16 protein-coding genes and 5 tRNA genes are annotated in these 18,560 nt (G+C 62.5%); all 21 read right to left on the reverse strand.

The features are described from left to right. Positions 1-2: 2 nt before the first annotated feature. The 21 genes from rpoB to HDE76_RS09960 all read right to left on the reverse strand — a co-directional run bounded on the left by rpoB (position 3) and on the right by HDE76_RS09960 (position 18,518). Entirely contained in the window at positions 3-4,166 is a 4,164-nt protein-coding gene (gene rpoB / locus HDE76_RS09860; RefSeq protein ID WP_179479733.1) for a DNA-directed RNA polymerase subunit beta, read from the reverse strand. 344 nt (positions 4,167-4,510) lie between these two features. Continuing rightward, positions 4,511-4,882, reverse strand: coding sequence for a 50S ribosomal protein L7/L12 (gene rplL, locus HDE76_RS09865; protein WP_179479251.1), 372 nt, complete (start codon positions 4,880-4,882; stop codon positions 4,511-4,513). A gap of 44 nt (positions 4,883-4,926) precedes the next feature. Beyond that, the gene (gene rplJ, locus HDE76_RS09870; protein ID WP_179479250.1) at positions 4,927-5,463 is read right to left on the reverse strand and encodes a 50S ribosomal protein L10; all 537 of its coding nucleotides are present in this window, start codon (positions 5,461-5,463) and stop codon (positions 4,927-4,929) included. A gap of 339 nt (positions 5,464-5,802) precedes the next feature. Continuing rightward, entirely contained in the window at positions 5,803-6,513 is a 711-nt protein-coding gene (gene rplA, locus HDE76_RS09875; protein WP_179479248.1) for a 50S ribosomal protein L1, read from the reverse strand. 3 nt (positions 6,514-6,516) lie between these two features. After that, a complete protein-coding gene (rplK, locus tag HDE76_RS09880; protein WP_179479246.1) occupies positions 6,517-6,945 on the reverse strand; it encodes a 50S ribosomal protein L11 in 429 nt (142 codons plus the stop codon). A gap of 219 nt (positions 6,946-7,164) precedes the next feature. After that, positions 7,165-7,725, reverse strand: coding sequence for a transcription termination/antitermination protein NusG (nusG, locus tag HDE76_RS09885; RefSeq protein ID WP_179479244.1), 561 nt, complete (start codon positions 7,723-7,725; stop codon positions 7,165-7,167). Between the two features lie 10 nt (positions 7,726-7,735). Continuing rightward, the gene (secE, locus tag HDE76_RS09890) at positions 7,736-8,134 is read right to left on the reverse strand and encodes a preprotein translocase subunit SecE (protein ID WP_179479242.1); all 399 of its coding nucleotides are present in this window, start codon (positions 8,132-8,134) and stop codon (positions 7,736-7,738) included. Between the two features lie 81 nt (positions 8,135-8,215). Further along, positions 8,216-8,291, reverse strand: a tRNA-Trp gene (locus tag HDE76_RS09895). A gap of 176 nt (positions 8,292-8,467) precedes the next feature. After that, on the reverse strand, positions 8,468-9,658 hold the full coding sequence (gene tuf, locus HDE76_RS09900) for an elongation factor Tu (RefSeq protein WP_179479240.1): 1,191 nt from the start codon (positions 9,656-9,658) through the stop codon (positions 8,468-8,470). Between the two features lie 83 nt (positions 9,659-9,741). Beyond that, a tRNA-Thr gene (locus HDE76_RS09905) sits at positions 9,742-9,817 on the reverse strand. A gap of 121 nt (positions 9,818-9,938) precedes the next feature. After that, a tRNA-Gly gene (locus HDE76_RS09910) sits at positions 9,939-10,012 on the reverse strand. A gap of 215 nt (positions 10,013-10,227) precedes the next feature. Continuing rightward, a tRNA-Tyr gene (locus HDE76_RS09915) sits at positions 10,228-10,313 on the reverse strand. A gap of 100 nt (positions 10,314-10,413) precedes the next feature. Continuing rightward, complete coding sequence (locus HDE76_RS09920) at positions 10,414-10,902, reverse strand: acyl-CoA thioesterase (RefSeq protein WP_179479238.1); 489 nt, start codon at positions 10,900-10,902, stop codon at positions 10,414-10,416. Between the two features lie 43 nt (positions 10,903-10,945). Beyond that, positions 10,946-12,037, reverse strand: a complete 1,092-nt coding sequence (gene ychF, locus HDE76_RS09925; RefSeq protein WP_179479236.1) for a redox-regulated ATPase YchF — start codon at positions 12,035-12,037, stop codon at positions 10,946-10,948. Positions 12,038-12,118: 81 nt separating this feature from the next. Further along, positions 12,119-12,715, reverse strand: coding sequence for an aminoacyl-tRNA hydrolase (gene pth, locus HDE76_RS09930; protein ID WP_184507043.1), 597 nt, complete (start codon positions 12,713-12,715; stop codon positions 12,119-12,121). Positions 12,716-12,768: 53 nt separating this feature from the next. Next, complete coding sequence (locus tag HDE76_RS09935; RefSeq protein ID WP_179479232.1) at positions 12,769-13,437, reverse strand: 50S ribosomal protein L25/general stress protein Ctc; 669 nt, start codon at positions 13,435-13,437, stop codon at positions 12,769-12,771. Positions 13,438-13,612: 175 nt separating this feature from the next. Next, positions 13,613-14,554 (reverse strand): ribose-phosphate diphosphokinase, encoded by a 942-nt coding sequence (locus tag HDE76_RS09940; protein ID WP_179479731.1) that lies wholly within the window; start codon positions 14,552-14,554, stop codon positions 13,613-13,615. A 50-nt stretch (positions 14,555-14,604) separates the two neighbouring features. After that, positions 14,605-14,681: transfer RNA gene (locus HDE76_RS09945), tRNA-Gln, on the reverse strand. A 77-nt stretch (positions 14,682-14,758) separates the two neighbouring features. Continuing rightward, positions 14,759-16,177 (reverse strand): 4-(cytidine 5'-diphospho)-2-C-methyl-D-erythritol kinase, encoded by a 1,419-nt coding sequence (gene ispE, locus HDE76_RS09950; RefSeq protein ID WP_179479230.1) that lies wholly within the window; start codon positions 16,175-16,177, stop codon positions 14,759-14,761. Positions 16,178-16,242: 65 nt separating this feature from the next. Next, positions 16,243-16,854, reverse strand: a complete 612-nt coding sequence (lolB, locus tag HDE76_RS09955; protein WP_179479228.1) for a lipoprotein insertase outer membrane protein LolB — start codon at positions 16,852-16,854, stop codon at positions 16,243-16,245. Positions 16,855-16,865: 11 nt separating this feature from the next. Beyond that, on the reverse strand, positions 16,866-18,518 hold the full coding sequence (locus HDE76_RS09960; RefSeq protein WP_255481528.1) for a tetratricopeptide repeat protein: 1,653 nt from the start codon (positions 18,516-18,518) through the stop codon (positions 16,866-16,868). Positions 18,519-18,560 lie beyond the last annotated feature (42 nt).

The raw sequence follows: 18,560 nt of genomic DNA on the forward strand, positions 1-18,560 counted from the left end.
GGTCACTTGATCTCTTCCAGATCGATATCGATGGCGAGCGAGCGGATTTCCTTCACCAACACGTTGAAGGATTCCGGCATGCCGGCCGACATCTCGTGGTTGCCGTCGACAATGTTCTTGTACATCTGGTTGCGGCCCTGCACGTCGTCGGATTTCACCGTCAACATTTCCTGCAGCGTGTATGCCGCGCCGTAAGCTTCCAGTGCCCACACTTCCATCTCGCCGAAGCGCTGACCGCCGAACTGCGCCTTGCCGCCCAGCGGCTGCTGGGTAACGAGCGAGTACGGGCCGGTCGAACGGGCGTGCATCTTGTCGTCGACCAGATGGTTGAGCTTGAGGTAATGCATGTAGCCAACGGTGACCGGGCGATCGAACGCTTCGCCGGTACGCCCGTCGAACAGGATGGTCTGACCGGACTCGGGCAGATCGGCCAGCTTCAGCATCGCCTTGATCTCGGACTCTTCCGCACCGTCGAACACCGGCGTCGCCATCGGCACGCCTTCCTGCAGATTGGTGGCGAGGGTGAAGATTTCCTTGTCGGTGAGCGACTTCAGGTCGACGTGCTGTACGGCACCGGCCACATGGTGGTTGTAGATCTGGTCGAGGAACTCACGAACCTGCGCCACCTTCGCCTGTGCTTCGAGCATCTTCTGGATCTTCTTGCCCAGGCCCTTGGCGGCCCAGCCCAGATGCACTTCCAGAATCTGCCCGATGTTCATGCGCGACGGCACGCCCAGCGGGTTCAGCACGATATCGACCGGCACGCCGTCGGCGGAGTACGGCATGTCTTCGACCGGCACCACGTTGGAGACGACACCCTTGTTACCGTGACGACCGGCCATCTTGTCGCCGGGCTGGATGCGACGCTTCACGGCCAGGAACACCTTGACCATCTTCAGCATGCCCGGGGCCAGATCGTCGCCCTGGGTGATCTTGCCCTGCTTCTCCTTGAAGCGCTTGTCGAACTCTTCTTTGTGGCGCTTGACCTGATCGGCCGCACGTTCGAGGAATTCGGTGACGTCCTCGTCCTTGACGTTGATCTTGAACCAGTCGTCCTTCTTCAGGCCGTCGAGGTAGGCATCGGTGATTTCCGTGCCGCGCTTGAGGCCACCCGGACCGCTCATGGCCGACTTGCCGACCAGCGCGGTGCGCATGCGGCTGTAGATCGCGCCTTCGAGGATGCGGAACTGATCGTCCAGATCCTTGCGGACGCGTTTGATTTCGGTCTCTTCGATCTGCTTGGCGCGCTTGTCTTTGTCGATGCCGTCGCGGGTGAAGACCTGCACGTCGATGACGGTGCCGTCCATGCCCGGCGGCACGCGCAGCGAGCTGTCCTTCACGTCGGACGCCTTCTCGCCGAAGATCGCACGCAGCAGCTTCTCTTCCGGCGTGAGCTGGCTCTCGCCCTTCGGCGTGACCTTGCCGACCAGGATGTCGCCGGCCTTCACTTCCGCACCGATATAGACGATGCCGGACTCGTCGAGCTTGGCCAGCGCCTGCTCGCCCACGTTCGGGATGTCCGCGGTGATTTCCTCGGCGCCCAGCTTGGTGTCACGCGCAGGGCACGACAGCTCCTCGATGTGGATCGAGGTGTAGCGGTCTTCCTGCACGACGCGCTCGGACAGCAGGATCGAGTCTTCGAAGTTGTAGCCGTTCCACGGCATGAAGGCGATCAGCATGTTCTGGCCGAGCGCGAGCTCACCCAGATCGGTCGACGAACCGTCGGCCAGCGTGTCGCCCTTCTCCACCACATCGCCGACGTTCACCAGCGGACGCTGATTGAGGTTGGTGTTCTGGTTGGAACGGGTGTACTTGGTCAGCGTGTAGATATCCACGCCGGCGTCGTTGTCACCCACTTCGTCTTCGTTGACGCGCACCACGATACGGGCTGCATCGACCTGATCGATCACGCCGCCGCGCTTGGCGGTGGCAATGACGCCGGAGTCGCGCGCCACGGCGCGCTCGATGCCGGTACCGACCAGCGGCGTCTGCGAACGCAGCGTCGGCACGGCCTGACGCTGCATGTTCGCGCCCATCAGGGCGCGGTTCGCATCGTCGTGCTCGAGGAACGGCACCAGCGCCGCCGCCACAGAGACGGTCTGCATCGGCGAGACGTCCATGTAGTCGACTTCGGCGGCCGGACGCAGCTCGGACTCACCGCGGAAACGGCAGGACACGAAGTCCTCGATGAAGCCGCCGTTCTTGTCCAGCGGGGAGTTCGCCTGCGCGATCACGTGATCGCCTTCTTCGATCGCCGACAGGTAATCCACCTTGTCGGTGACCTTGCTGTTGGCGACCTTGCGGTACGGCGTCTCGAGGAAGCCGTAGGAGTTGGTGCGAGCGTACACGGCCAACGAGTTGATCAGGCCGATGTTCGGGCCTTCCGGCGTTTCGATGGTGCAGACGCGGCCGTAATGGGTCGGATGCACGTCGCGCACTTCGAAACCGGCGCGCTCGCGGGTCAGGCCGCCCGGTCCAAGCGCGGACACGCGACGCTTGTGGGTCACTTCCGACAGCGGATTGTTCTGATCCATGAACTGGGACAGCTGCGAAGAGCCGAAGAACTCCTTCACTGCCGCCGCCACCGGCTTGGCGTTGATCAGGTCCTGCGGGGTCAGGCCATCGGCCTCGGCCAGCGACAGGCGCTCGCGCACGGCGCGCTCGACGCGCACCAGGCCGATGCGGAAGGTGTTCTCCGCCATTTCGCCAACCGAACGCACGCGACGATTGCCGAGATGATCGATGTCATCCACGGTGCCATGGCCGTTCTTGATGTCGATCAGGACCTTGAGCACGTCGAGGATGTCGGACGTCTCGCCCTGCTCCTTGACCAGCGCCTGGGAAGCCTCTTCCTTGCGCTCGCTGAAGAACTTGTGGTCATACAGCACGCCCGGACCGAGGATGTCCTTGCGGCCCACGCGGCGGTTGAACTTCATCCGGCCGACGCTCGACAGGTCGTAGCGATCGAAGGTGAAGAACAGGTTGAAGAACAGGTTCTGCGCGGCATCCTTGGTCGGCGGCTCGCCCGGACGCATCATGCGATAGATTTCCACCAGCGCCTCCAGCGGCGTCTTGGTGTTGTCGATGCGCAAGGTGTGCGAGATGTACGCGCCGCGATCCAGATCGTTGACGTACAGCGTCGGCACGACCTCGATACCGGCCTTGCGGAAAGCTTCCAGCTGCTCGGCAGTGATCTCGTCGTTCGCCGACGCCAGCAGCTCGCCGGTGGCAGGGTCAACGATGTCGGTAGCCACGATGCGGCCGACCGGATAGTCGTCCGGCACTTCCAGCGCGGTGATGTTCTCGGCTGCCAGCTGACGCACGTGGCGCGCGGTGATGCGCTTGCCGGCTTCCACCAGCACGTTGCCACCGACCGCCAGGTCGAAGCTCAGCGTCTCGCCGCGCAGACGCTCGGCCACCAGCTCCAGCGTCGTGCCACCCTTCTTGCCGAGGTGGAATACGTTGTGTTCGAAGAAGATGCCCAGCATTTCTTCGTTGTTATAGCCCAGCGCGCGCAGCAGCACCGTCACCGGCAATTTGCGGCGACGATCGATACGGGTGAACAGCGCGTCCTTCGGATCGAACTCGAAGTCGAGCCACGAGCCACGGTAAGGAATCACGCGCGCGGAGAACAGCAGCTTGCCCGAGCTGTGCGTCTTGCCGCGATCGTGGTCGAAGAACACGCCCGGCGAACGATGCAGCTGCGAGACGATGACGCGCTCGGTGCCATTGATGATGAAGGTGCCGGTATCGGTCATGAGCGGGATTTCGCCCATGTAGACCTCCTGCTCCTTGATGTACTTGACCACCTTCTTCGAAGCCGGGCTGTCCTTGTCATAAATGACCAGACGCACCGTGGTGCGCAGCGGCGCACCGTAGGTCATACCGCGGTTGCGGCATTCGCGTTCGTCGAACGCCGGCTCGCCGAGGCGATACTCGACGTACTCCAGCGCGGCATTGCCCGAGTAGCTGGTAATCGGAAACACCGATTTCAGCGCCGCGTGCAGACCTTTTTCGGCACGCTGCTTGGGCGAAATTTCCTCTTGCAGAAATTCGCGGTAGGAATCGGTCTGGATGGTCAGCAGGTTGGGTACGCCCAGTACGGGCGGACGCTTGCCAAAGTCCTTGCGGATGCGTTTCTTCTCGGTAAACGAGTAGGCCATGATCGGGAGCGCCTCGGTTCGCAGTGACGCCGGTGGTGCATACACCGGCTAAATGGTAAGAACTGTGGATGCCGCTATGAATCGGAAAACGATGGTTTGTTCGCCGCTTCGTCAAAAGGCATGAATCAAAGATCGTGGAGCCAACATCGTCGATCTTTCAGTGCTGACTTCTGAGCCGTGTTACAGGTACTGCTATTGCAAGTGCTTGTTGTCGATTACTTTTGAATCGCCGATACGGTTTCGATGCCACCGAACGGTTGAAGTTCACCGTTAACAGGCAAAGCCCGGGAGCTTTCGCCCCCAGGCTTGCTTGACGTCAAGTCGAACTATCGGCGCGCAAACGCCGATTACTTCAGTTCGACAGTGGCGCCGGCAGCTTCGAGATCCTTCTTGAACTTGTCGGCATCTTCCTTCGACAAGCCTTCCTTCAGGACGCCGCCGGCCTCGGTGAGGTCCTTGGCTTCCTTCAGACCCAGGCCGGTGATGGCGCGGACGGCCTTGATCACGTCGACCTTCTTGGCGCCGGCGGTCTTCAGGATCAGGTCAAACTCGGTCTGCGCTTCCGCCGGAGCGGCAGCGGCAGCGGCCGGACCGGCAGCAGCCACGGGGGCAGCAGCGGACACGCCAAACTTCTCTTCGATGGCCTTCACCAGCTCCATCACTTCCATGAGCGACTTGGCGGCAACGGCTTCAACGATCTGTTCGTTGGAAAGGGACATTTTATTTACCTCTGGAAATGGATTCAGTTAAATAGAAAGCGAACTTAAGCGGGCTCGGCTTCGACCGGAGCTTCGGCGGCAACTTCGCCACCACCGTCCTGCTTGTCGGCCACGGCCTTGACGGCGCGGGCGAACATCGCAGCGGGCTCGGCCAGCACGCGTGCCAGCATGGAAAGCGCCTGCTCGCGGGTCGGCAACGAGGCCAGCACGTCGACATGCTCGGCGGCAAACAGCTTGCCTTCGACCGAAACGACCTTCGGCTTCAGCTTGTCGTTGCTCTTGGCGAACTCCTTGATCAGACGCCCGGCAGCGCCTGGTTCTTCGGTCGAGAACGCGTACAGCAGCGGACCGACCAGAGCGTCTTGAACGACCTCGAAATCGGTACCGGCTACAGCGCGCGAAGCGAGCGTGTTCTTGACAACTCTCAAGTACACGCCGGATTCGCGAGCCTGCTTGCGCATCGCGGTCATCTGAGCGACCGTGGTGCCCGCATACTCGGCAGCGATCAGGGAGTGAGCCTTCGCGGCAACTTCTGCCAGTTCGGCAACTACTTCTTGTTTCTGGGACAGATTTAGAGCCATTGCACTCCTCCAAATGAATTCCGCTCACGGCTCCTGCCGCTTGCGGTCCTGGGCGACGCCGTCCGTGACGTCGAGGACGTAAGGTCCCGGGTGTCGGCCTTTCCAGAAAAATATTCCAGAATGGGCAGCACCATCTACGCTGGCCGGATGGGGATACATCCGATTAAGCGACCCCGCTGGCGACAACGGCGATTCCCTGCCATTTGCGAGCCTCCTGCCCGTCGTCGTCGCACGCTGGTCACGCCTGCGGTCTTTGACAGCCGCCCCGATCGCGAATGGCATCGGAGCTGCCCTCAAAAACTGCCTATACCGGGCTAGGCCGGTATAGGACTTGATCTCTTACTTGGCGGCGGTGGCCAGCGTCGAGGTATCGACGGCGACGCCGACGCCCATCGTGCTGGACAGAGCGACCTTCTGCAAAAACTGACCCTTCGCCGTGGACGGCTTGGCCTTCAGCAGATCGGCAATCAGGGTGTTGAGATTGTCCGCGAGCTGCGAAGCGTCAAAGCTGGCCTTGCCGATGGTGGCGTGAATGATGCCGGCCTTGTCGTTGCGGAACTTCACCTGGCCCGCCTTGGCGTTCTTGACCGCCGTGGCGACGTCGGCGGTGACCGAGCCGTCCTTCGGGTTCGGCATCAGGCCACGCGGGCCCAGCAGCTGACCGAGCTTGCCGACCACTCGCATCGCGTCCGGCGTGGCGATCACGCGACCGAAGTCGAGATCGCCAGCCTGCATGCGCTCGGCCAGATCGTCCATGCCGACAGCGTCAGCACCGGCGGCTTTGGCAGCCTCAGCCTTTTCGCCCGGAGGGCAGAACACGGCGACCTTGACGGTCTTGCCGGTGCCGTGCGGGAGCAGCGAGGAACCGCGCACGCCCTGGTCCGACTTTTTCGCGTCGATGCCCAGGCGCACGGCCACGTCCACCGACTCGGGGAACTTAGCCTTGGCGTTGTCCTTGATGATCTTCAGCGCTTCATCCAGACCGTAGAACTTGCCCGGCTGCACCGCGCCCTGCGCGGCCTTCATACGTTTTGTGAGTTTGGTCGTCATGTCTTAACCCTCCACTACCAGGCCCATGGAACGAGCGCTGCCGGCGATTGTGCGAACCGCGGCTTCGAGCTCGGCGGCCGTGAGGTCGGCGCTCTTCTGCTTGGCGATCTCTTCGAGCTGTGCACGAGTGACCTTGCCGACCTTGTCGGTATTCGGCTTGGGCGAACCCTTGGCCGTATTGGTCAGTTTTTTCAGCCAGAAGGTGGCGGGCGACGTCTTCATCGCGAAGGTGAAGCTGCGATCGGAGTAAGCGGTGATCACCACAGGAATCGGAGCACCCGGCTCCATCTTCTGCGTGGCGGCATTGAACGCCTTGCAGAATTCCATGATGTTCAGGCCGCGCTGACCGAGGGCTGGACCCACCGGCGGCGACGGGTTGGCTTGACCGGCCTTGACCTGCAGCTTGATGTAACCAGTAACTTTCTTTGCCATGGCATTTTTCCTCGCGAGTTCAGGCGCCTTGCGGCTCCTCGCTGTTCACCGGTCCCTGGATGGAAGGAAGGTCTGCATCGTGCAAACCCTGAAACACGGACACGCCGAGATCGTTAGACCTCGACGTGAACCGCGCAGTATAGAGATTGACCTGGCTTTCAGCAAGCCCCGTGCCAAAGGCGCGGATTCAGCAACCGAGGTCGAGACAAGACCTAGCTATCAGGCTTTTTCGACCTGACCGAATTCCAGCTCCACCGGGGTCGACCTGCCGAAGATCAGCACGGCAACGCGCAGACGGCTCTTGTCGTAGTTGACTTCTTCGACCACGCCATTGAAGTCGTTGAATGGACCTTCGGTGACCCGAACCATCTCGCCCGGCTCGAACAACACCTTCGGACGCGGCTTTTCGACACCTTCGCGGACGCGGCTGAGAATGGCTTCGGCCTCGCTGTCCTTGATCGGCAGCGGACGGTCGGCGGTACCGCCGATAAAGCCCATGACCTTCGGCGTCTCCTTGATCAGATGCCAGCATTCATCGTCGATCCGCGGCGATTTGCCCTCGGTATTCGTCTCGATCTGCACCAGCACGTAGCCTGGGAAGAATTTGCGCTCGCTGCGACGCTTCTGGCCGCCGCGCATCTCGATCACTTCCTCGGTCGGCACCAGCACTTCGCCGAATTTCTCTTCCATCTCGGCGCGCTTGATGCGCTCGTCGAGGGAACGTTTCACCTGATTCTCGAAACCCGAATAGGCGTGCACCACATACCAACGCTTGCTCATGTTTTCCACCTCAGGTACCCAACTTGAGCAGCCAGTCGAGGATGACCGACTTCAGGATCAGATCGATCAGGCCAAGCAACAGCGACAGCACCACCACGACCACGATGATGATGCCGGTAGTCTTGATCGTCTCATCTTTGGTCGGCCAGACCACCTTGCGCAATTCGAACTGCGACTCGCCGACGAAATTGCGCACCCGACGACCCAGCGCCGTGAAGGCCGCTATCGCCAGCGCGATGACCAGCGCCGCGAGTACGCCGAGCAGGCGCACGGATGAAGGGATGCTGGCGTCGTTACCGAACCAGGAATAGGCGAAGATGCCGCCAACCAGTATCAGCCCTGCCAATACCAGCTTGGCAACATCGGCGGCATTCGTGCCTTTGGGCTGCTGTTCTGCCTTGGTATTCATGCACAGTGATCAAGTGTCAGCGGCATACCGGCCTGTTCGGGCGGCCTTGCCATCGTCACCCGTCATCGATCCTCGGGAAAGTGGCACGCCAGGAGGGACTTGAACCCCCAACCTGCGGTTTTGGAGACCGCTGCTCTGCCAATTGAGCTACTGGCGTACATGACTTGAACTGTAAACACGACGGCGAGCGGATGGTTCCGCTCGCCCCGTGAAGAGATTTAATTTTAGCCATCATCCCTGATGGCGGAGCCAAGCCCGGCATCCATGCCGGACTCTTCATAGGAGCTACTCACTTTGGGGCTTTGTTAATTCGAGCCCCGCCGTTCGAATTTGTTACTTGATGACCTTGGCAACGACGCCGGCGCCGACGGTGCGACCGCCTTCACGGATGGCGAAGCGCAGGCCTTCGTCCATCGCGATCGGGTGGATCAGGCTCACCACCATCTTCACGTTGTCACCCGGCATCACCATTTCCACGCCCTCGGGCAGCTCGCAAGCGCCCGTCACGTCGGTGGTGCGGAAGTAGAACTGCGGGCGGTAGCCCTTGAAGAACGGCGTATGACGGCCACCCTCGTCCTTCGACAGAACGTACACCTCGGCCTCGAAGTCCGTATGCGGGGTGATCGTGCCCGGCTTGGCCAGCACCTGGCCGCGCTCGACGTCGTCACGCTTCAGGCCGCGCAGCAGCAGACCGGCGTTGTCGCCTGCCTGACCCTGATCCAGCAGCTTGCGGAACATTTCCACGCCCGTCACGGTGGTCTTCTGCGTATTGCGGATACCCACCACTTCGATTTCGTCGCCGACCTTGATGATGCCGCGCTCGATACGACCGGTCACCACCGTGCCGCGGCCGGAGATCGAGAACACGTCTTCGACCGGCATCAGGAACGGCTTGTCGATCACGCGCACCGGCTCAGGGATGTACGCGTCCAGCGCGTCCACCAGCTTGATGATCGACGGCACGCCGATTTCGCTCTGGTCGCCTTCCAGCGCCAGCTTGGCCGAACCATGGATCATCGGGGTGTCGTCGCCCGGGAAGTCGTACTTGCTCAGCAGCTCGCGCACTTCCATCTCGACCAGCTCGAGCAGCTCGGCGTCGTCGACCATGTCCGCCTTGTTCAGGTAGACCACGATGTACGGCACGCCGACCTGGCGCGACAGCAGGATGTGCTCGCGCGTCTGCGGCATCGGGCCGTCCGCGGCCGAGCACACCAGAATCGCGCCGTCCATCTGCGCCGCACCGGTGATCATGTTCTTCACATAATCCGCGTGACCCGGGCAGTCGACGTGCGCGTAGTGGCGGTTCGGCGACTCGTATTCCACGTGCGCGGTCGAGATCGTGATGCCGCGCGCCTTCTCTTCCGGCGCCGCGTCGATCGCGTCATAGGCCTTGAACTCGCCACCGAAACGTTCTGCACCGACTTTCGTCAGCGCCGCTGTCAGCGTCGTCTTGCCGTGATCCACGTGACCAATCGTGCCGACGTTGACGTGCGGCTTGGTGCGTTCGAATTTACCCTTTGCCATGCGCGCTAAACCCCGATGGAGTCAATCAATTGAAGGAAAAAAACCGACCGTATCCGACCTGAGCCATTACGGGCGTAGTGAAATGGTGCTCATAACAGGAATCGAACCTGTGACCTCTTCCTTACCAAGGAAGTGCTCTACCGACTGAGCTACATGAGCGGATACTTCAGCCATCCTCCATGATGGCAAAGAACAGACCGGCATCCTGCCGGACAATTCAAAAAAAGCGTCGACTTCCGCATTGCATGCAAAGGTCGACCGCTTGGCCGATGCAGCGCAATGGAGCGGAAGGCGGGAATCGAACCCGCATAATCAGTTTGGAAAACTGATGTTCTACCATTGAACTACTCCCGCCCTGCGCGGAACTCGCTCGATAAACGGGACGGGCTTCGTGATCCACATCGAATCATGCCACCTGCCTCATCCATCAGGGCCGCGCCGCTTTCGCGTCGCGATCAGAATTGCTTCCTTGCAACCATGTGTACTTGTTCTACTGAACGCCGCGATAAAACTAACGTCGCTCACTTTTTGACGCTTCACCGTTTCACAAATCGAAGCAGTGACCAAGCTGGTGGAGGGAGGTGGATTCGAACCACCGAAGGCGTAAGCCAGCAGATTTACAGTCTGCCCCCGTTGGCCGCTTGGGTATCCCTCCAACAAAGAACGCGTATTGTGTGGATCGAGCCTTGAGCTGTCAACACCTGAGGCGTGCAAATGCGCGTATTTCGCACAGTTTTTGCGCGTACGGCTGCAGGTCAGCTCGCGGACGCGCCGTGCATATCGATCAGCTGCTCCATGCCCTTGGACAGTTCCAGAAGCTGTTTCGCCTGCAGCTGCAGCCGGCGCTCGTTGTCGTTACTTGGCTCCCAGCGCGGCACCGCAGTGGGTTTACCGTCCTGCCCGTCGAGCGCCACGAACACCATCACGCAGCTGGTTGCCAGCCGCTGCTCGCCCTTGCGCAGATCGCGCGCCAGCACATCCACGGCCATATGCATGCTCGATGTGCCGGTGTGAATCAGACGAGCCCGCACCGTGACCAGGTCGCCGATCAGGATCGGCGCCACGAACTGAATGCCGCTGACCGACGCGGTGACGCAATATGCGCCGCTCCAGCCCACCGCACAGGCATAACCGGCCTGATCGATCCACTTCATGGCCATGCCGCCGTGCACCTTGCCGCCGAAGTTGACGTCGGTGGGCTGGGCGAGAAAACGGAAAGTCACTTCGTGCTGCTGGCCTGACATGGAAACTCCGGCTAAAGGTCGAACAAACTCACGACGACGCGCGTCAGACGTTGAACAGGAAATTCAGCACGTCGCCGTCCTTGACGACGTAGTCTTTGCCCTCGGCGCGCATCTTGCCCGCCTCCTTGGCGCCCTGCTCGCCGCGATAGCGGATGAAATCGTCGAAACCGATCGTCTGCGCACGAATAAAGCCGCGCTCGAAATCGGTGTGGATCACGCCAGCCGCCTGCGGCGCGGTGTCGCCGATGTGGATCGTCCAGGCGCGCACTTCCTTGACGCCGGCAGTGAAGTACGTCTGCAGACCGAGCAACCCGAACGCCGCGCGCGCCAGCCGATTAAGCCCCGGCTCCTTCAGGCCCATTTCGGCGAGAAACTCCGCTTTGTCGGCGTCGTCCATCTCGGCCATATCCGACTCGATGGCCGCGCACACGGCGACCACCGGCGCACCCTCGATGGCCGCATGCTCACGCACCTTGTCCAGCAGCGGATTGTTCTCGAAACCGTCTTCGGCCACATTGGCCACGTACATCGCCGGCTTGATGGTCAGCAGCGACAGCGGCTTGAGCGCCAGCTTTTCTTCATCGGACAGCGGCGCCGAGCGCGCCGGATTGCCCTGATCCAGATGCGGCACCACTTTTTCCAGCGCGGCAACCATCAGCTTGGCGTCCTTGTCGCCTGCGCGGGCTTTCTTCTGCTCGCGCTGCAGCGCCTTGTCGGCCGTAGCCAGATCGGCCAGCGCCAGCTCGGTACCGATAACGATAATGTCGTCGAGCGGATCGATGCGGCCGGCCACGTGGATAATGTTGTCGTCGTTGAAACAACGCACAACGTTGACGATGGCGTCGGTCTCGCGAATATTGGCCAGGAACTGGTTGCCCAAGCCCTCGCCCTTCGACGCGCCCGCCACCAATCCGGCAATATCGACGAACTCGACCACGGCCGACACTACTTTCTGCGGCTTGACGATCTCGGACAGCTGCGCCAGTCGCACGTCCGGCACTTCCACGATGCCGACATTGGGCTCGATGGTGCAGAACGGATAGTTCGCCGCCTCAATGCCCGCCTTGGTCAGCGCGTTGAACAGGGTGGACTTGCCGACGTTGGGCAGACCGACGATGCCGCATTTGATACCCATGATGATTCCGTGCCGTGAAACGTGAGGCGCAAATCGATCCGGTGGCTCGGCTTGCGCATCGCGTCTGCTGCGAATGAAAACCTACTTTTTCACTGCACTGGCTTCCGCACTGTGCAGCTGATGCATTGCCTTTTCAAACTCGCCCCTCGTCGCCAGCGGCAGCACATCAAGTGCTCTGCCGATACCGAACAGCATGGCGTCTTCGTCAGCCGCCGAGGGCCGACCCAGCACCCAGGGCGTGACCTGATCCCGATGCCCGGGATGGCCGATACCCACGCGCAACCGATGGAATTTACCGTGCCCCAGATGGGCCATGATGTCGCGCAGGCCGTTCTGACCGCCATGGCCGCCGTCGAACTTGAGGCGCACCACGCCAGGCGGCAAATCGAGATCATCGTGCGCGACCAGGCACTGCTCCGACTCGATCTTGTAGTAGCGCAGCGCGGAAGCCACCGCGATGCCGCTTTTGTTCATGAAGGTCGAAGGCTTCAGCAGCCACACCGACTCGCCACCGATGGCGACCTTGCAGGCTTCGCCGTGCAGCTTGCCGTCGAAACCGAACCGCTGGCCCTGCGCGCTGGCGAGGGCGTCCACAAACCAGAACCCGGCGTTGTGCCGGGTTCTGAGGTATTCGGCACCGGGGTTGCCCAGTCCGACGATGAGTCGCAAACCTGCCATGACGGAAGGCAAGCAGCGCAGCCCGCACCGTTTCCAGTGCGGGCTGCAGCGGCTTACTTCTTGTCGTCCTTCTTGGCGTCGCCGGCGGGCTTGGCGGCAGCGTCATCACCCTCGACAGCTTCCGGCGCTTCGTCCACTTCTTCCTGCACGAACATTACGGTGACCACGGCAATGTCGTGATCCTCGCCCAGCGCCAGCGCCGGAATTTCGACGTTCGCCGGCAGCGTCAGCTGCGACAGATGGATGATATCGCCTTCCTTCAGCTTGCCCAGATCGAGCTCGATGAACTCCGGCAGATCCTTGGGCAGGCAGGAGACTTCCACTTCCGTGAGGTTGTGCGAAATGACCACGCCGGAAGTCTTGGCAGCCGGCGAGGTTTCCTGGTTGAGGAAGTGCAGCGGCACGTTGACGCGAACGACTTCGTTCTCGTTGATGCGCAGGAAATCCATGTGCATCATCAGCTGCTTGAACGGGTGCTTCTGCCAGTCGCGCACCAGCACCTTCTGCACCTTGCCGTCGACGTTGAGGTCGAGCACCGAGGAGAAGAACCACTCGTGCTTGGCAGCGAGCAGGATGGTGTTGTGTTCGATCTGGATGCTCTGCGGATCCTTGCCGGCGCCGTAAACGACGGCAGGCACGAAGCTCGCATGACGCAGGCGGCGGCTCGCACCTTTCCCCTCGTCTTTGCGGCTCTGCGCCTTGATTTCGTGTGTCTTAGCCATGTTGGTATTGCCTTGGTTGGGTAGTAACCGCTTCGCAGCGGTCGAGTGACTTTCCCGCGACCAGAAAAGTCGATGGTGCGATGGCGAATGCCATCGCGTTTGAAGCCAAAAACTGTGGGTGCAGCAATATCAGCCAGTCAGTATGAAGCAATACGACTGAATCAATCCCGCCGCATCAGTCCACGTACAGCGAACTCACCGACTCGCCAAAGGCGATGCGGCGAATGGTTTCGGCCAGCAGCTCGGCGACCGACAGCTGACGAATCCGGGTACAGGCCTGCACCTGCGGACTGAGCGGCAGCGTATTGGTGACTACCAGCTGATCGAGCTGGGAGCCTTCGATATTGCTGACCGCCGCGCCCGACAGCACCGGATGCACGCAGTAGGCAACCACCTTGCGGGCGCCACGCTCTTTCAGCGCAGCGGCGGCCGCACACAGCGTGCCGGCGGTATCGACGATGTCGTCGATCAGCACGCAGGTCTTGCCGTTCACGTCGCCGATGATGTTCATCACCGTGGCCACGTTGGCCTTCGGGCGGCGCTTGTCGATGATCGCCAGATCCGCGTCGTCGAGCCGCTTGGCCAGTGCGCGGGCGCGCACCACGCCGCCCACGTCCGGGCTGACCACGATCACATCGTCCATGCTGTGATGGCGCCAGATATCGGCCAGCAGCACCGGCGAGGCGTACACGTTGTCGACCGGAATATCGAAGAAGCCCTGGATCTGGTCGGCGTGCAGATCCACCGTCAGCACCCGGTCGACGCCCGCGGCGCCGATCATGCGGGCAGCCAGCTTGGCGGTGATCGGTACGCGGGCCGAGCGCGGCCGGCGATCCTGTCGCGCGTAGCCGAAATACGGCATCACCGCGGTCACACTCATGGCCGAAGCGCGCTTGAGCGCATCGACCAGCGCCAGCAGCTCGAACAGGTTTTCCGCACTCGGCGCACCCGTCGGCTGGATGACGAAAACCTCCTGCCGGCGGACGTTTTCCTCGATTTCGATCTGCACTTCGCCGTCGCTGAACGTGCTGACCAGCGCCTTGCCAAGCGGCACGCCCAGTCGATGGGCGACGTCCTCGGACAGCGCGCGATGCGCATTGCCGGTAAAAAGCATCATCGGGGTGGACGTGTCCACAGTGGTTACCTCGGAACTCAAGCCATCAGGAATGGCTGGGGCGGCAGGATTCGAACCTGCGTATGCGGGAATCAAAATCCCGTGCCTTAACCAGCTTGGCGACGCCCCAGTAGTAGGTTGTTCGATTGTGCTTTTGTTCGTACTCGTTGGGGTTCGCCATGCCGCCAGCGAACGCCGTGTGTCGTTTCACTCCGTGCGCGATTGATGCCGCGCCAGAGCCTGCTGCAGCGGTGAAACATCGACCCCCGAGGCCACGTGGGCCGTGAAGGCCACCGGACATTGCCCGGCGATCGATACCGCCCGCTCGAATGATTTCGTTTCCAGAAACACGCAGCCGCCACTACCGGACAGTCGCGCTTGACCGAAGCCGCCCAGCCAGTCGAGCGCGGCGGCCACCCGCGGGTGACGCGCGCGTACTACCGGCGCAAAGGCATTTTCTGTCGTTTCGCCAGAAGCAAAGGATGAAATTGTCGCCCGCGGCGCATTTCGTGTCAATTCAGACGCCTGGAAAAGCGCGGCCGTCGGCACATGCTCATGCGGGTCGAGCACCACATACGTTCGCCGCGGCAGCGGCAGCGGTGTGAGCTGCTCGCCGATACCCTCGGCCCAGGCCGACCGACCGCGCACGAAGACCGGCACATCCGCACCCAGCTGACGCCCGAGTTCGGCCAGGGTGTCTTCGCCCAGATTCAGCCGCCACAGCCAGTTCAGCGCCACCAGCACGGTGGCCGCATCGGAACTGCCACCGCCCAAGCCGCCGCCCATCGGCACGCGCTTGTTTACCTCGATGTCCGCGCCCGCAGCTGCGCCGGCGTGCGTCTTCAAAAGCTGCGCCGCGCGCACCGCCAGGTCGGACGACTCCGGCACGCCGGGCACCTCGTGTAGCCGCCGAACTTGGCCATCGTCACGCAGGCGCAGGCGGATCTCATCGCCCCAGTCGAGGATCCGAAATACCGTCTGCAGCTCGTGGTAACCGTCGGGCCGCCGCCCGGTGATGCGCAAAAAGAGGTTCAACTTGGCCGGCGCAGGCCATATCGTCCATTCGTTCCGGGCAGGACGCGCCAAAGCGCGGCTCATAAATACCCGCAGCCGGTCTGGAAAACCGTTTTCGCGGTCGCGCTGGCGCGCAAAGGCAAACGCCGGATCGTTCTTGTCGACCGCGGCAAAGCCGCGCTTGGCATAGAACGGCGCGTTCCAAGGCACGTCGGCCAGCGTCCCCAGGGCGATCCGGCGATAGCCGGCGGCGCGTGCCCATTGGCAGGCATGTTCAAGCAACGCGGCACCGATGCCGCGCTGGCCGTAACTTGGCAGCACGTCGATTTCGGCGACGCCGATCGCCTCATCAGCCGCCCCGCGGTCTATCTCTGCATCCAGCCAGACAAATCCCACCGCCTCCTGGTCCACACTCAGCGCGACCCAGACCAGACCGCGACCGATCGCCCGGTGCAACAGCTCGGGCGGGATCGGCATATCGGCATAGGCCGCCCAGGCCGGGTGACCGCGAAAAAGCTGCACGGCTTTTCGCTCGATCGCACACAGCGCCGCAACCTGGTCAGGCAGCGCACGTTCGATGGAAAAAACGCGTTCGGTCGGATGATCGGGCATGACGGGTCTGGCGACTCAACGCATTCGTGCGCTGCGCGCATCGCCGAGCTGCCAGCGAATCGCCATCACTGGAACTGCCATGATTCGATCGACAGCTTCACCTTGTACGGCGGCTTGCTGGCGTAGACCTTGGTCGGCAGAGCGGGCTGGCGCGTGATGTCCCATTCGCGGTACTCGACCGACCAGCCATCCTGCACCAGCAGCGACGGCAGCGCGTTGTCGCCAAAGCTGACGTCGGCTGCGCCGCTGTCCGCGCGCAGGCCAAGCACCCAGGCACGCAGATCGCGCAGCGGTACTTCCCAGCCCAGCGCCTTGCGCATCAGCGCCTCGGCATCGGGGCCGCTGATCGGTCCGGACTTGAGGCCCTGCAGCTGCGCGCCGTCGGGCCCGCCGCTGAGACGGAAGTCCGCGCCGCTGATGGCCGGCCCGCGCAGCACGAACTCGTAGCGATCGCCATTCTGCGTCCAGCTGAAGCTACCGCTACCGCCGTCCTTGCCGTCGGACACACCCAACCTCCCCTGCATGACCCAATGATCAGCATGGGCCAACGACTGCTCGCGCGACTGCTGCGCCGCCAGCTGGCCGGCACCGCCCTTCGTCCTTATCGCCGGCGCCGGTACGCAGGCGGCAAGCAACAGCGGCAGCGACACGGCAACGCATCGAAAAACCCGGTTCATCGCAGCAGCCTTCATGCGTGCAGACGCCGCAGCGCATCTTGCAGGTTCTTGTTGGTCGGATCGAGCTTGCGCACGTCGTCGAAAATGCGTTGTGCCTCCTGCTGGTGACCCAGCTTCCACAGCACCTCGCCCAGATGAACGCCGACGTCGGCGTCCTTCTGCGCTTGCCACGCGCTGCTGAGCACCTGCGCCGCCTGATCGAGATGACCGAGCCGGTACTGCAGCCAACCCCAGGAATCGGCGATGGCCGGATCGCTCGGCTTGGCCGCGCGGGCCGTCTGGATCAGCTGCTCGGCTTCGGGCAGGTCACGATCGGCGTCGGCCAGGGTGAAACCCAACGCATTGCTGGCATCGACGTCACCCGGCTTGATCTTCAGAAGGCGGTGAAAATCCTTGACCGCCAGATCGACATCGTTCGCCTCGGCGTATGCCAGCCCGCGGCCGTAGAGCAGGTCCGGATCGTCCGGCACCACCTGCAGGGCGTGACTGAATGCCGCGATCGCCTGCGGGTACTTGCGTTCGCGCATGTAAAGTTCGGCATCGACCTGATAGGCCTTGCGCAGCTGGGTGGGCTGATCGAGGTAATCGACCTGCATCTGTTCCAGCGCCTGATGCGCCTCGTTGCTCTTGCCCTGCGATTGCAAGATCACCGCGCTGCGCAGGTCGGCGTCGAACGCATGGGTGTCGTCATCGTCGACCTGGCTGTACCAGGCCAGCGCCTCGTCGTTGAGATGCTGCGCCTCGGCCAGCTGGCCCAGCAGATAGGCACTTTTCGCGCGCACCTCCGGCGGCGCTTTCTGCAGCTGCTGATACAGCGCGGCCAGCCCGGTACCGTTGCCGTTCTGCGCCGCCAGAGCCACGCGCAGGGCGTAGGTGTCGGCATTTTGCGGGCCGTGATCGAGCACCTTGGAGGCGCCGGCATAGTCACCGGCCTGGCTGAGCATGCTGGCGTAGGCCAGACGCAACTGAATATTGTCGGGTGCCTTGGCGATCGCCTTTTGCAGCAGCGCGCGGGCGCCGTCGTGATCGCCATCCTTGAATTTCATTTGCGCCAGCCAGGCGTAGGTTTCGGCGCTCTTGAACCGCTGCACGGCCGCTTCGGCGATGGCCAGCGCGTAAGCGTGCCGGCCGAATTTATCGCCCAGTTCGCTCATCGCCAGCCATGCCTGCGGGTCGGCCGGCAGCTGCTGTGGCGTCGCCAGCTCAACCAGCAAGTTGGCCGCTTGTGCCTGATCGCGGGCGCCAAGCATCACCCGGCCGAACTGGCGCCAGACTTCCTTGTCGCTGCTGCCGATGAGAAGCGTGAGCTGGCGACGCGCTTCGTCGGCGTCGCCGCGATCGAGCGCCAGCTCGGCGCGGGCCTCGGCCATACCGACAGGCGCGGCGCCCAGCACCTGCCAGCGATCCAGCGCTTGCTGAGCCGCGGTGTCGTCATGCACGGCGATGGCCAGGCGCGCAGCCCGTTCGGCCACTTCGGGATCCAGGCTCAGGCCGGCGGCGTGACCGTAGGCCGTCGAAGCGGTTTTGAGATCGTTGCGGCTCAGCGCCATTTCGCCGGCCAGCAGTTGGGCCAGCAGATCGTGCTCGGCGTCGGGCGTGGCAACCACCAGATGCGCCAGCGGCTGCGCGTTTGCGGCCGCCTGCCGCGGCGAACGCGCGGGCATCGGGGCACAGCTGCACAAAACCAGCACCGAGGCCGTCAGTGC

The organism is Rhodanobacter sp. ANJX3 (genome assembly GCF_014200755.1).
GTDB lineage: Bacteria > Pseudomonadota > Gammaproteobacteria > Xanthomonadales > Rhodanobacteraceae > Rhodanobacter.